Consider the following 14,295-nt stretch of genomic DNA (forward strand, 5'->3'; position numbering starts at 1 on the left):
GTCCAGTAGCTTATGAGAAGCTGAAGTTGAGCATCCTAATGCGGTGATCAAAAGCAGGAGCATCGATGCTGTGATGATTTGTTTCATTTTTTTGCCGAACGACTAGTGCAGGCGGCGAGCGCTTGCGCTCGTTGCCTGGCACGCCTTGTTAGTCCTATTTTTCTTTTCCATCTTCGTAGCTGAATCGGTATTCGTTTCCTTCGAAATCAGTCGTATGAATACAGTCGTCAAGAAGGCTAAATCCTTCGGTAAAGATGTCTCTCCCAGCTGACTGCCAAATTACTCTTCCCTCGGGGCTGAAGCGTGAAATGAGAAGTTCCCCGTGAGAGATTAGAGCATCGTGTTGCTTCGAATAGTAGATGCCAAAGCAAGTTGCGTCATCTATTCTTTGATTCCATTTCTTTTCTTTCTGTATTAAATCGAACGATACCACTTGATCGCCAACCGCGAAGTAAGCGATTCCGTTCAACTGCAACATAGAATTCTCATGAACGCCTGTAGCTCCACCAAATGCTCCAATCACAGCGAAAGGCTTTCCTTCAATCAGTATGCCGTGCGAAGAAACCGGCTGACCTGTACCGTCTAACCATTCAATTGGATATGAACGCAAATTATCGGTCGAACCAAACGTGTAGGTCGGCTCGTCGATGAACTCGATATCCAACTGTGATGTCTCAGTCTTCATTTTCTGACTAACGCTGAGTGCATACGCGGAGGTCATCGCGGAGCGATGGCCGGAGTTGTATGGCACGACTTGTTAGGTATTACTTCTTCCAGAATTTCCATCGTGATTTCTTTGGTTTCTTAATCCATCCTTCTTCATCTGTCTTGATCCCGATTTCTTTTGCGAATGCCGGATCCATCCACGAAGACTCTACTTTTGATTCATCGAAATCAACTGGCTCTGGATCTTTTGCTTCTTTAATTATTTCTTCAACGGAATCGGCTATCAACGTGGTCTCGTCGGTTTCGTGATCCCAGAAGTAAACGGCTTTGTTTTCTTTCGTGGTGATCAAGTTTCCGCAACCGTCTTCGGCTATCGGTTTTCCATGTTCGGTCTCTGAATACTCAGCTGGGTATGAACCGTCGAAAGCTGCCAATATCGTGTAGGCTTCTTTTGTTTTCGGAGAAAGGTAATCTTTTCCAACAGCTTCAGAGATTGTATCCATTTTTTCTACCTAACGCCAAGCTGTCACGACGCGGGCTTGCCCGCGTTGTGACAAGCGCCTTGTTCTGCAATTTTGATTGCTTCTCTTAGGTCCTTCGAAACGTAAACGTCGAGCTTAGTTTCTTGAGTCTTGAGGCGCATAAAGGTCGGTCCCGTTTTCGTGTACGAGAGATCGATTAAGTCGTCTATCAATAGTTCATTCATCGTTTTGTCATTCCTATCCTTCTCTCGTACCTTGAATCCATCAAAAGAATACAGCTTTCCAGATCTTCTGTGAACTACCCATGAAAAGAAAAGTAATGGTATCAATATCAGGATGAACATTGATAGTTCGGGAGGGGATCCGTTTTTGTAGTACGAGTAGACGAACGCTCCAACTAGAAGAACCGGTAAGCAGTCGATGCATAAGATACCAAGCAGTTCGTCGGATCTTTTCTCTCCGAATGTACCGTCGATACGTTTCAGTATCTCAACTGCTGGTTTGGGGTTGCTCATCTTTTTCGCAGAACAAGTGATTGTAAGATTTCTGGATAATATCTTGACCGAAACGGTCGGAAGCAACCTTTTTTGTAGGTAAATCTGCTTAATTTCAATCGTTAAACATCCTTTTTCGGATATTATCCAAACGTTTGGATAATATCCTATGATCAAAATTCCAAATAACGTGCTGGAACCGTTCCAGAACGCACTCGCAAACGAGCATATCCCAGAAAGGCAGAAGCCGTTCTACGAAATGTGGCTTCGGTTCTATCTCGATTTCTGCGAAAGGAACGATTGCCCGGAACGCATCTGCAAAGCGTCGATCTCTTCGCAATAGGCCTCGAGAGCAGCGGCAAAAGAGCTTTCCAGCAGCTCCAGGCCGCAAGGGCTGCGAAAAATGCACCCGTCATTGGTGGAGTCGATTCCGCTTTCCCCTTGGGACGAGACCATACAGGCACTGGAAAGACGAATCGCGACGCCGCAGTATTCCGGAAAGACACTCGCCACATACAGGCATTGGACGCGAAGCTTCCGGGACTTCCTCGAGGAGAAGGATCCGGCACGGTAACATCGGCCGACACCGCGAAGCACCTCACGCATCTAGCCGTCGATCGAAAGGTGGTGGCATCGACCGAGAACCAGGCCTTCAACGTATAGCTGTTCCTATTCAAAAAGGTGTGGGAACGCGAATTCAAAGGCTTCGAGGGCGTAGAGCGGGCCAAGCGCTCCAACTACCTGCCGACGGTCCTGTCGCGCAAGGAGGTCGACCTGATAGCCAAGGCCAGCCACCCATTCGACCTTATCGTCCGCATGATCTACGGCTGCGGGCTCAGACTTTCCGAATCGGTCAATCTCAGGGTCAACAACCTCTGCTTCGAGACGGGGCTCCTGACCATTCGCAACGGCAAGGGAGGGAAGGACCGGATAGTTCCCCTTCCAGTCTCAATCACGGACGAACTGAATCGCCAGATCCGCAGAGTTGAGGAACTACTGAAAAACGATCTGCAAAAAGGGTTCGACGGCACGTTCATGCCGGAGGCGATGTCCCGCAAATACATAAGCGCCGCAAAGCGGCTCGGAAAGCGATGGCTGTTTCCAGCCAAGCAGCTGACCCACGTTCCATCATCTGGCGAAACCCGACGGTACAACGCGCACGAGACCAAGGTCGGCTCGGCCATTCTTCAGGCGACTTACGAGGCAGGCATACACAAACGCACTACTTCGCACACGTTCCGCCGTACCTACGCCACACACCGTCTCCAGGCCAACCACGACATCCGCACGATCCAAAAGCTACTTGGGCACAGCGACGCCAAGCAGGACAGCGAACGAAGGCCCCGATGCAGGCTGGAACGAAAATAACACTATCCGCCCATTTCTCCGTAACGACTGAAATGCTCCCGGACGAGATCCTGGGACTCTTTAGAGCCTTCCCTCAGGAAATCCAGCGGACGGCCGCCCAGCAATTCGAAGTCGGCCAGGAGGTAGCCAACAATGAAAGGTGAATCCCTCATCCCCTTGCGGACCGCACGCTCGAGAAGCCAGGGCAGAAGCGGAAGAGGCTTGCCGTCCCACGCCAGCAGCCCGGGAATCCCGTCGGGAAATCTCTCATCGTCGGAAGCGCCGAAGAGTTCGCCGCGAGCGAGCATCGCGAGGACCTCGCTCTCGGTCGTCCCTACTAGAACTGCGAATTCGGCAGGGGATGCGAACCCACCTTCAGCCTCGACCTCGAGAGACAATCGCTTGAGGGCCTCTTCCCCTCTTCGGCGAAGCCTGGCTAGATTGTCATCCCTCTCGCTTCCTTCCATTTAGGCGGACAAAGCTTGAGGAGAAAGCCCTCAGACGCGAACCTTTAGTCGAAGACATATTCGTCCGCGATGTCGTCAAAACGATCCGAACCCCAGACGCCTTCGAAATCCGGCTCTTCGCGGACAATCCACATGCCGAATCACCTCGTAGGCGACAAAAGGAACAAGACTGGTCGATCCGGAGACCTTCTCGAATTAGGTCTTGCGAGCGGTAGGCGGTAAAAATTCGCCCTCCAATAAAGACGGTTGATCCTCACTTGGCTGACCTTCCTTCATGCCCACCGAATCCTAAAGGTCAACGAAAGGGCTCAACCCAAATTATTGGCATTAATCAGGTATGAGACAGGCATTGTCCTCGATTTTCCGGTATACTTAAAAATCGAGGCAAACGGAACGATAGTCCATCTTCTCTTTGTTGAGAGCTGACAGTCAATTAATCAAACAAGGAAATGGAGCTACAAGATATCAAGCAGGCGCACCGCAGGGCACACGAACTCAAGGCCCCCAAGCTATTTGAGAGTATTCTGGATGACCTCCAGAAGCTTAGCCCAAAGGACGCTCAGAACTTCCTCGGTGCGAAGCTGACACGGATGGACTGCTACTTCATGCTGGAACGCTGGGTGGATTTAATTGGATACAGCGGGAGAATCATCGAAAGCACCCCGGAAGAAAGCCCTCTTGAATACCTCTGGCTCGCGCGTGGTCTTTCCACGAAAGGGAGATACGAGAAGGCGAAAAGCACCTTGAACGATTCGCTGGAAATCTGGCCTGACGATTTGGAAACGATAATCCTGCTCAAATCGTTGAGCGAGAGCGAAATTGCGGAAGGAACCATGGCTTCGACGGATACCAAGCAATCGGAGAAAGTCGCATACGCGGATATGGACAACGTGTTCCGCGACTATGGTTCAGATCGGGAAACGAAGCAAGAACCAGAGCCAGATACAAGGCCCTTACAGAACGAGCCGGACTTCTTTCGGAGCCTGAAGCCTGGCAAGGGAGCGATCGATGCGGTAAACGAACTCAGGCAAGAATACCAAGTTTACACCTTGATAGCCCCCTCAGCTCGCAATCCTGAAAGCCGCAACGAAAAAGGAATATGGGTAGAAGAGCACTTAGATTTAGAGTTCACCAATAAGCTCATAACTTACCCCAACAAGACCCTAATGACGGGGGGCTACCTGATTGGCGATCATGCGGATGGCAAATGGCAGGAGAATCCTGAAAGAACCTTAGTTCACTTCGGGACCAAACATTGTCCAGAATGGGATACTGATCCTAAACGCTTCAAAATCCGAAAGCCATGCTGAGAGCCTATCGCTTATACCGGAGGTTGTGGCGATTGCGCTTGTTCGCTACATTACGTGTAAATTCCACCAACCTTTACGGACCAACAGGAAGGGTTGAAGGCTATTTGCCAGTCCTTCGGAGCAGCATCGTCTATTGGGTAATCCTTCTATATGCAAATACTTGCCTTAGGTTGGCTTGCGCCAGAAAGGTGCTCGTGAAGCGGCTTCCCCGGAAATAGCCAAATAGTACGGCACCTTCCATCCGACAACAGGTTCGATCGACTGGACAGAGGAGGTTTAAGGGCAGCAGACTTTCAAGGGAGAGGACCGAAAAACGAAGCGACAAGTATGCCCTAGCCGAAATCACCTCGCGCCTATCGAAGAGACGAGGAACGCACTCTCCTCGAAAAGATCGAAACTATCAGTCAAGAGGTTCGAAAGGTAAACCGACTAACCGATCTACGAACCGTTAGCAAAGCGGGAACGTTCCGCGTCGAGATCGATCGTAGCCAAACCATCGAATCGCCCCATCCGAACCTCCTCGCCAGGATATCCCCTTTGGTTCGAATAGACTCGGGTTTTCCCAATCGTGTAGTCAAGGCAATCGTGATTGTGGCCATGTATCCAAACTGAAGGTCCCTTTAATTCAATTAAACGATCCAACCGGGACGCGAAAGCAGCGCTCAAGGGATCGCCTTTACGACTTCGATGAACGGAGCGAAAGCTTGGCAGGTGATGGGTTATGACGATAGAGCGACTCAAATCTCCTGTATCCAAAAAATCACTCAGTTTTGCGACAGTTTCATTATAGCAACGTATCGTTTCCCTTGGCTCAAGTCCCCTCCCAGTCTTGTTGTTTCGGATTACCCTGTAGTCGTTCATCGTTACTCGGGCGTATCTCGCGTGCTGACCCGCTTTTCCGTACAAGCCGAAGTCAGTCCATAGGGTCGCTCCAAAAAACCTGTATCCATCAAACTCAACCCCCTCCCGTTCAAGCACCTTAACGTTTGTGCCATCCGACAAAGATCGGCAATCATCGACCAACCCAGGGAAACGGTCGGAATAGTATTCGTGATTCCCCAAAACGTACAAAACCGGTTTGTCTCGAATCTCGGAGATAGCCCAATCGACCCCTTCAGTTTGCCGATGGATATCTCCAGCTAGCACCACCAAGTCCACCCCTGCGTCGACGAAATCGTAGGCACCTTGTTCAATGTGCAAATCACTCAGCACCTGTATTTTCATGAAGCGGAAAAACGAACTCCTATCCTGATTTTGCTAAAACCGAAAAAGCCAACTCAACGTCTCGAAAAATCTGTCTTTAGAAGCACGAGCGCCTTTTCTGGCGTTCCCGCTCTCAATTGATCGATAACCCTTTCACACGCACCACTGGATGCCGTCAAGGGTGACAATAAACGCGCAGCGAGAACCATTGAATCATTCCGTATTCCATATTCACGAAAGAGCGCGAGGCACTCAACGATACCATCTAAGATTGCTCCGGATTCGACTTGGTAATTTGGATACAGGCACCTTTTCGATCTCCGGTTCCAAAATCCGATAAGCGCTCCCTCCCGGCGCCAACGAAGAATGGTTGAGGAGCTCTCCCCTCCGAGCAAAGCTCCGAGCTCCACAGCGGTTGATGCGCCTCCCTCTTCTTTGAACTCGAAATTCTCGTCCTCTAAAATGGAGCGGAGCGACAGCATTCCGTGAAGCTCCCGAATTTCGCTACCTTCGCCGACGAGGCCATCAATCCCGACAATTCGCACAGCGTCTCGCAAAGCCGCTGTCGCTTCCTCCTTCGTCGCTCCAGATCGCTTCAGAACCGTGAGTAACATGCCCACCTCAGGCGCACAATTTCCCTGTTCAACTTCTCTCATTTCTAAGCCATTCCCAATCTATCGGGGATCCAGGCGAAGCAAGCGATTCAGAAAATCTCCTCTCCCCAGGGGCACCCCGAAAGGATGCACACCTCTAATCCAAATAAAGCAGTAAAAGTAGCTAAACTATCTCGGATACCCAAAACGGAAACGCAAACTGGTAGGAGCTTTCCCAATCGTCTAGCCTACGCTGCACCGCGTATTTCAATTCAGGGAGCCTGCAAAAACCATTGCTGATTCCAGCAAGCGCCGAAAAATCCCACAAACTGGGACGCCCCCCCGCGGGCAGTTGCAATATTGCCCAATCGATCCTCCTAAAGATAAACTCTTCGTAAGTTTCTTCGGCTTCCTTAAAAGCCTTTTGAGTTAAAGGCTGCCGCCAACAGCGTATGGCCATTCTTCGCTCCTCTGCACTAAGCATCTTTAAAATTGCCGACCGGCTGATTCTCCTTGGGCGCCCAGCCAGGGATTTGAGTAGCGACTCTCCTTTACGTACGCAGCGAGCTGACAAGGGATCTTCGATGGCCAAACGGCCATCTCTTAGCCTCCTCCTCCTGGAGCGTAGGGACAAAGTTGAATTCAACCAATCGGGATCGTTCTCTACCAGCCATTGAAAAAGCAATGGATCCGCAGATTGTATCTGAGAAGTGTCAGCGTCTGGCATCGTTCGAAGAATAGCTCGAAACTGCCCGCACTTTTCTCGGTTAACAACTCTCATCCCACGCCTCCTCGATTCTTTCCGAGAGATGGGATTAGCTTTTACCCTTTCTCCTACCCCAAGCCCCAGCACCTCATAGACAAAAAGATTTCTATTCGGATTGGCCTCACGACCTCTGACAATTGAACTTACGACACTCTTGGCATAATCACCAGAGGGGATGAGAAAAAGCGACTCCAACAGATCACCAACAATAGACCGCCCATCTCTGAGAATTTTGTCCGATTCGATGTGAAGCCCGTTTATATACCCTTGTGATTGGCACGCTCCAAAGACAGTTTGTACACGATCATTTCCTGAGAGCGATTGACCGTTCAAGATCTCTTGGACTCTAGCATGAAAACGAAGAAAAACCTCTACTCTGGAAGGATGGGGATGATCAATCCACTCGACTTCTTCTGGCATCAAAAAATGAACAACAAGGTTCCGACCAGTTTCCCGACTAGAGACGCAGGGTTGTATTGATGTTTGAAGCTGCAGAGCGTGCTTGTGGCAAAATTTGCCATACGGGACCTGATGAGAGCGATGCCAAAACGCACACCCGAAAGCTTTGATGTCTTCCTCCCGACAGGCCGGACACGAGCTTAAATGATGCGGTTCAGTCGGTGAAAACCGCTTCCCAAAACAAAATGATTCGAAAAGCGGCAATAGCGAATGCTTGCCATCAAAATCGATACCCCGCAGCGGATGACGGTCGGACATCCGATTGACTAAGGCATCAGTGTGCTTGGCGCACAAAATGCCTGGAAATCGACCAGCTCCCCCGAAAAGCATTTCGGCAAAAGCGCTTCTATTTGGTTTGCCCAGTCGATCGTGAGCCCGGCAAAGAACACTGTAGAAGAGCTCATCCGGGAATGGTATCGGGAAACACGATATCATTTCAACTCTGCCACATTCGTAGTTTTTCTTTCTATTGAATTCGCTCGAATCGGATCAATTGATAAAGATTCTAGCAAAAATATAAGGTGATAAAAATTCCTTATCGGTCCATACAAAGTTTCAAGGGCCGCTTTCGCGGCTCTACCTGGAGTCGAGGGAAGGCGATATAAATAGTGTATTTCACGTCCTGACCGCCTAAAAAACGATTTAACATTCTTCTCGATCGTGTGTGCGTAGGGTTCGTCCGAATCCAAACCGGAGACTCGTTGCCAGACAATATCACAATAATCATCGATCGTGGATAACCCAGAAAGGATAGACTGCGAGAACTGATGAAAGCGAAACCAAGACTCTAGTTCACATTTATCGAATTTGGTGCCCGATGGAATGTGATAATCATCGCGGTAAGTAAGAAGACCAGGCGCTTCTGGGGGAGAATGCAGCCATTCGATCTCCTCAGGCATGAGCAAGAACCTTTGTCTTCCAGATTTTCTTGGATGCGGGCCTTGGTTCGAAAGTGACCATTGAAGGGGAGTGCGATGTCGGTAACACACCAAAGCACCCGGAATCTGGTGGGAACGATGCCAATATGCTATTCCGTACTTCGACGCATCCGATTTTCTACAGGACTCGCAAGAGAAAAGATAACAACCCTTAGGTTTTCCGAGGTAACGAATCCCAGAAGGATCCTGATCAAAGAGCGGATGCAGAGTGTGATTAGAGACCAAATCAATTTTTCCGAGTGGGTGATTCTCTGGCAAGCTCCCAACAATGCGATCAAAGTCGGACGGAAAAAATATAGTAGGTCGAAACACTTTGCTAGTACTAATTAAAAGCGTTGTCAGCGCGTTATGCGATGGATGAAGCAAACCATGTGAAAGCCTTGTCAATAGGCCAAAAAGCAGTTCATCCGGAAATGGAATGGGAAATGTCGGGAACATTAATCAAGTTCGTCTTTATCAGCAATGAGCCCTTTTTCTTCCAACTTCGAATAATTGCTATCTTTGTCTGACTCGGTGTGCACCGAAGCAATCCCTGTTGATTCCCGAGAAGATTGCTCACCCCTAGGACTCGCAGATTTTTTTGACTTCCCATTCTGAACGGGCGACGCCTGATTACTTGCAGGCTTCTTCGATTTTGGCTTACCCGGGGTTCGTCTTTTTGCCTCCCGCGCGAAGTCTATCGGAACAATGACGTCTTCGTAATTGGCTAACGAGCTAAAGTCTCGAGTTCTCAATGAGTATAGGAATGGTTTTGCACTCTCCAGAGAATCTTTAGCAACGGACCGAATGAGAGCCGGCGTTATAATCTCGATCCCATGGGATATCGCTCGGACTTGCGAAAGCATGTATAGCTTAACAGCAAAATCCGTAATACCTTGGCTTTCGTCGTAAAGAACATCCGAGATTTCCGCGGTAAGCGGAGTTATATCCTTTGTATATTGATACTCCCAAAGACCGTTCAGTAGAATTTCCCATTCTTCATTTTGGGGTACATTATACCAAATTGCCTCTCCCTGCCCACAAGCACGACGGGCACTGCGCAACTCCCTAGACATCAGAGAGATCGCCTTGGGGGTTCCCACAAGCATGACCGGCATGCTCATCCTATTCGTCAGTTCGACAAAAAAATTTAGCATTCTACTGGATCCACCACTTTTGGCAGTCGATAAGTGTTGTATCTCATCGATGACAAGAACACCCAACGTGTGGTTTCCGGCGGTTTGCGCAACTATGGGAATAAGTTCGTCTAACGTTGATCTTGATTTATACAATTTCCGATAGCTTGTCCCCAACGCCTCATCTACTTTCTCAAGAAAATGGTAGCAGATAGCCTTGATTGATCCATCATGCGGACACTCCAACTTCAGCCAAACCAGTTGCACGTGGTAAATATCCTGGTCCTCGTATCGAGTGTGCTCAATAACCTGCGGATATAGATCTAGAATGCGATTTATCGTAGTTGTCTTTCCAGTACCCGATGTCCCTACCAAATTAAACCCTAAAGCCGCAGAAGTCGACTTACTCTCTAGACTGACTTTTCGGGCATTCTGGGAAGCCGTAGCGAAATAACGCAGGTCCGTAGGGGTTCGACGTTCGTACCCAGCCCTAATCATTCTAGAAAATTTATCTTCTAAATCTAAATGTTGAGACAAAGGCTGAAATAAATGCAATATCGCATTTATCGCATGCTGCCTCAAATGGGCGGGCAAGCTCCGCACTCCGGGGTCATACATTGGCCTCCTCGAGAGTGCTAGAGCAGCATCCTCGTAGGTAAGAATAGGAGGCAGCGCGGATATCAGCGGGTTACAATCGAACTCGGGCAGTCCACACTTTTTGTAATCTGCAGATGTGTATGACATTATTTCTCAGGATTCGACTTTCTTCGCAATATGCTCGCGTGGGACTTTGGCGGTATATACTCTTCATCTGCACCGAGATGGGACTCACCAGCGGTGACGTTTGAGACATCGCCAGAACCAGCCTGAAGTGCGATTTCATTTTTCCGATTGGACCTAATCCCTCTTGTTAGACTAGACTTAGGAACCTTTTGTTTAGGACACCTTTCCTTCGACTCCTTGACCGTAGACTCAACCAATGAACCAAAGGCTACATCGGTTTGTAATTCACGATGACGCTCGGACTCCAACTTTTCCTTTCGCATTTGGTCATAATCTTTACAATCTACTTTTGACGCACCGCTATAGTGCTCATCTGGCTTTGTAAGCACACACTCCTCTACGCCTCCTTCAACGCGAAGGTAGATGTGATCCACGCTTCTCGGATCGTATGATATTTTCACTTTCTCAGCGCCCCTTTCCCTTGCCCTTGCAAACCAATTCTCACGCACTGCACGCTCACAAGTGTAACGCAATCCCTTGTAGCGAATTCCACGTGAAGTTACACTCGCTTCATCACTTGGGAGCAATAAAACCTTGACCGCTTTTCGATCGATACTACGCAAAATGCCACCCCTATTTTTGATCCCCCAACTCCAAATAGTCGTTGGCCTTGGTTCGACAGAATCTTGCATTTGAGCCAAATCTGGGGTATAGCTTTTCATTAATCGATTATTGTGCAATATTATATATTCAATAACGAGTTTCGAGAAGTCCCTAAGATTTAGTGTTGCCGACACACGTGGATCTGGTGCTCCCCTCGAACCTGAGTCCTTTTTGACAGAACCCGGCAGGTAATGCGCTAACTCTTCATTCAAAGCCCTAAAGAAACGCTCAACAACCCCTTTCAAGTCAGCACGGTATGGCGGAGTATTATCGAGGCGAATATTAAGACCCTCCGAAATAGCGTCGGGCATTTCTCCAACAAGCTCCCCTCTGTCAGCAACCAACGACTCAGGAACTCCCTGACATGGCCATTCCCCAGGCTCGATATCGAAATTGTATTGTCCGCACACCTCTACTTTATCACTAATGGCGTTTTCGATCGCAATACACGCCTCTGAGTAACTGGGATTCTCGAGAGATATATGAAAACCCACTATACAACGCGAATACACATCAATTACGATATACAAAAAAGGTCTGCCGATCAGACGTTTCGGATCAAAATAACTTACTAAGTATACATCAAAAGGAGTAGAGTCAATTTGATAACACGAACCTGGCCCATAGGCCAAATCCATCGAATCCCCGAGAATCTCCCTGTGTTTTAAATAAAAGTTTCTTCCTTCGCGACTCTGCAGAACTTTCTTTATGTTTTTCTTTTTATTATAATAGTAGCGAAATTGATATATCTTTGGAATCTGATCGTCAGGGAATATTTTAGGCACATCATGGCCACGATATTTTGTTCTTCCCGAAGAGAAGTAGTGTTCAATCATTTTTTTGTACGCTGCGACAAATGTAATTCTATCGCCATTCTCATAAAATTTTTTGATCGCCTTGTCGAAGAATAGCTTCATCCGATCAGTCACAACAACCCTGGGAGCCCTACCTACGCACTTACCCTTTCGCTTACCTCCTTGATCACCATCGCTCTCATCTTCGTCTTCACATAGGAGAAAATTGCGATAGTTCGGAAGCAAAGCATTCTTCGTTTGCCCCCCTCGCCAGTACTTCAGCAAATTGTCTCTTACAACTTTTTCCGCTTTCGCGTTCTTTTTTACACTTTCCAAAATTAGTTTTCGCCTCAATTTAGGGTCGAACAACATTTCTTTACCTGAATCGACAATGCCTGCAATCAGCTCCCAACTTGCGTTCCTTCGCGCTATGTGCTTTTTCGGAATCTCGTCTTCGGGTAGTATTTTGCGAAGGTACGGGTCACTAAGAGCAACCTGAGCAAATCCGGTACTTAAAGCGTCTTCGATATCACACGTCTTCCTTATATTAGGGACTGTTGAACTTCCATCCATTTGCACGCAAGCAGCGTAACCTTCCAAAGAATACGCAAGGATACGCTCAGAGCTAATCTCTTCATCGTATAACCATTGGATGATCAGGTTGACGGCAGGTACTGGCATTCCTAAATTTTAGAGTCGTAGAAGTTTTCGATCAGTATAAAATTTAGCTAGAGATCGGATCTCTCGGCCCCTAGTGATCGCTTTCGATCTCACTGTTGAATTCCGAAGGCAATGGGATGAGATCCTCCTCCGCCAGGAGACCCACAGGACTACGCCCAGTAAGCGGATCAACACGTGAGTTTTTGCAATCTTTCCATTTTTCGCAAAAGCTTGAGAGCTCCTCAAAGCTAATGTAGCCTCCCAAATTCAGGATATCCTGCTTGAGGGCATGAATCATTTTCTCTACATAGCCCACGACGTGAAGTTCGGCTCTGTGCATCAAAGAAAATCCGTCGCGTCCCCCAAGGCTTTTGAGATAGCGTTTATCAATAGCGGTCGTAGAAGCCAAACAAATGTCTAAGTTCAAGAATCGAGGACAACCCCCAAACATCCCAAAGGCATTCTCCACAAAAGACAAAACGGTTCCACTATTTATATCAGATACAATAGAGATGTGGATAAATCTTGAGTATGCTAGAACCGCAAAAAGACAAAATCGATGAGACTTCGGCACAGCCGGATGTTCATAAGATTCTAACTTAGCTAAATCAAACATCGCCATTGGTCTTCGAACGCCTATTTCGTTTCAACAATAAATACCGACTTAGTATTCAATCCGAACCTTTTCCGATAAATACTCATAATGCTTCCATCGTTCAATCCACTGGAGTAATTGTCGCAACTAAACCACCTCACAACTCATGACACCTTCGCTACAAGCGGCACCGGCAATGTCGGATTTATCTTTTTCTCATGTATTTCGGCAGACCATTCCTTCAAGGCGAGCAGGTGCCTAGCTACAGCAAGTGCCGAACCTGGAGGATATCCACAATGTGAATCAGCATCAGAACACCACAAAGCGAGCGGTGTATTCGTCGTCTCGGCGATATTGGGCTGGAGCCTGCTACGAATCGCATCAATATCGGCATTACATAACGGCTCTAAACTTGATTTTGTTTTTTTGGCCAATATCCACTCAACATTACGAGCTAGTGTAGTATTAATTGTCCGTTCGGTTACTATTTTATAGTCAATCTTTCGATCTAACCAATAAAGACGCTCTAATTCGAGTTTTTCGAGTGAGCGACGTTTCTTAAGGTCGTTCGTATATTTGACGGTTCTCGCCTGCAAACTACCGTCAGATTTAGTTAGCAGAAAATCCGTCGTCATCACGACGTCTCTGCCGCTTGCATTGTGATGCGGGTGCCGTATCCCAGCCAACTCGCTTAGCTCTAAGGTTTTTCGCAACGGCAGAAGAGGGTACTGCTCCCTTATATCGGACACAACCGGCGACCATTCGAGTATGTAAAAGTAGTACAGCTCCAGCCGAGAAAGTAAGACATGCTTTCTTCCTGTTTTCGTGCCGTAGGGGCGGGAGGACTTTCCACGAGACGGAACATCTCTAACTTCAAGCCAAGGCAGGTAGCTGGAGCCTTCGCCCCGACCTCGGCCACTGCTGATCAACTTGCTGATCCTTTTTTCATCAGGAGGAGGCCTTCTCATGTTTTATTGAAGAAAGAGGGAGAGGTTCGAGATTTTAGCGCCAAATACCCTT

Annotated in this window: 14 protein-coding genes; 3 read left to right on the forward strand and 11 right to left on the reverse strand. The window is 48.1% G+C overall.

Translation table 11 applies throughout. From position 1 onward, the window contains the following. Positions 1–154: 154 nt before the first annotated feature. The 3 genes from QEH57_RS14450 to QEH57_RS14460 form a co-directional block, all read right to left on the reverse strand. Complete coding sequence (locus QEH57_RS14450) at positions 155–685, reverse strand: hypothetical protein (RefSeq protein ID WP_309007462.1); 531 nt, start codon at positions 683–685, stop codon at positions 155–157. 79 nt (positions 686–764) lie between these two features. Further along, the gene (locus tag QEH57_RS14455; protein ID WP_309007463.1) at positions 765–1,169 is read right to left on the reverse strand and encodes an SMI1/KNR4 family protein; all 405 of its coding nucleotides are present in this window, start codon (positions 1,167–1,169) and stop codon (positions 765–767) included. A 23-nt stretch (positions 1,170–1,192) separates the two neighbouring features. Next, a complete protein-coding gene (locus QEH57_RS14460; RefSeq protein ID WP_309007464.1) occupies positions 1,193–1,663 on the reverse strand; it encodes a hypothetical protein in 471 nt (156 codons plus the stop codon). A gap of 382 nt (positions 1,664–2,045) precedes the next feature. Here QEH57_RS14460 and QEH57_RS14465 point away from each other — a divergent pair, with 382 nt between their 5' ends. Continuing rightward, positions 2,046–2,216 carry a hypothetical protein gene (locus tag QEH57_RS14465; RefSeq protein WP_309007465.1) on the forward strand — a complete coding sequence of 57 codons (171 nt, stop codon included), beginning with the start codon at positions 2,046–2,048 and terminating at the stop codon, positions 2,214–2,216. A 107-nt stretch (positions 2,217–2,323) separates the two neighbouring features. Beyond that, positions 2,324–3,010, forward strand: coding sequence for a tyrosine-type recombinase/integrase (locus QEH57_RS14470; protein WP_309007466.1), 687 nt, complete (start codon positions 2,324–2,326; stop codon positions 3,008–3,010). Positions 3,011–3,012: 2 nt separating this feature from the next. On the opposite strand, the gene QEH57_RS14475 is transcribed toward QEH57_RS14470, so the two are convergent. After that, positions 3,013–3,387 carry a hypothetical protein gene (locus QEH57_RS14475; protein ID WP_309007467.1) on the reverse strand — a complete coding sequence of 125 codons (375 nt, stop codon included), beginning with the start codon at positions 3,385–3,387 and terminating at the stop codon, positions 3,013–3,015. A gap of 518 nt (positions 3,388–3,905) precedes the next feature. Here QEH57_RS14475 and QEH57_RS14480 point away from each other — a divergent pair. Further along, the gene (locus QEH57_RS14480; protein WP_309007468.1) at positions 3,906–4,766 is read left to right on the forward strand and encodes a hypothetical protein; all 861 of its coding nucleotides are present in this window, start codon (positions 3,906–3,908) and stop codon (positions 4,764–4,766) included. A gap of 438 nt (positions 4,767–5,204) precedes the next feature. On the opposite strand, the gene QEH57_RS14485 is transcribed toward QEH57_RS14480, so the two are convergent. From QEH57_RS14485 to QEH57_RS14515, 7 genes are all read right to left on the reverse strand, one after another. Further along, positions 5,205–5,990 (reverse strand): metallophosphoesterase, encoded by a 786-nt coding sequence (locus QEH57_RS14485; protein ID WP_309007469.1) that lies wholly within the window; start codon positions 5,988–5,990, stop codon positions 5,205–5,207. A 756-nt stretch (positions 5,991–6,746) separates the two neighbouring features. Further along, on the reverse strand, positions 6,747–8,222 hold the full coding sequence (locus QEH57_RS14490; protein ID WP_309007470.1) for a TniQ family protein: 1,476 nt from the start codon (positions 8,220–8,222) through the stop codon (positions 6,747–6,749). Next, complete coding sequence (locus QEH57_RS14495; RefSeq protein ID WP_309007593.1) at positions 8,219–8,686, reverse strand: hypothetical protein; 468 nt, start codon at positions 8,684–8,686, stop codon at positions 8,219–8,221. The genes QEH57_RS14490 and QEH57_RS14495 overlap by 4 nt, the downstream gene beginning before the upstream one ends. A gap of 476 nt (positions 8,687–9,162) precedes the next feature. Beyond that, positions 9,163–10,584: an ATP-binding protein gene (locus QEH57_RS14500; RefSeq protein ID WP_309007471.1), complete on the reverse strand. Its 1,422-nt coding sequence runs from the start codon at positions 10,582–10,584 to the stop codon at positions 9,163–9,165. Then, the gene (locus QEH57_RS14505; protein ID WP_309007472.1) at positions 10,584–12,701 is read right to left on the reverse strand and encodes a transposase family protein; all 2,118 of its coding nucleotides are present in this window, start codon (positions 12,699–12,701) and stop codon (positions 10,584–10,586) included. The genes QEH57_RS14500 and QEH57_RS14505 overlap by 1 nt, the downstream gene beginning before the upstream one ends. Positions 12,702–12,771: 70 nt before the next feature. Then, positions 12,772–13,302: a hypothetical protein gene (locus QEH57_RS14510; protein WP_309007473.1), complete on the reverse strand. Its 531-nt coding sequence runs from the start codon at positions 13,300–13,302 to the stop codon at positions 12,772–12,774. Positions 13,303–13,439: 137 nt separating this feature from the next. Further along, positions 13,440–14,243, reverse strand: coding sequence for a TnsA endonuclease N-terminal domain-containing protein (locus tag QEH57_RS14515; RefSeq protein WP_309007474.1), 804 nt, complete (start codon positions 14,241–14,243; stop codon positions 13,440–13,442). Positions 14,244–14,295 lie beyond the last annotated feature (52 nt).

The organism is Pelagicoccus sp. SDUM812005 (genome assembly GCF_031127875.1).
Lineage (GTDB): Bacteria > Verrucomicrobiota > Verrucomicrobiia > Opitutales > Opitutaceae > Pelagicoccus.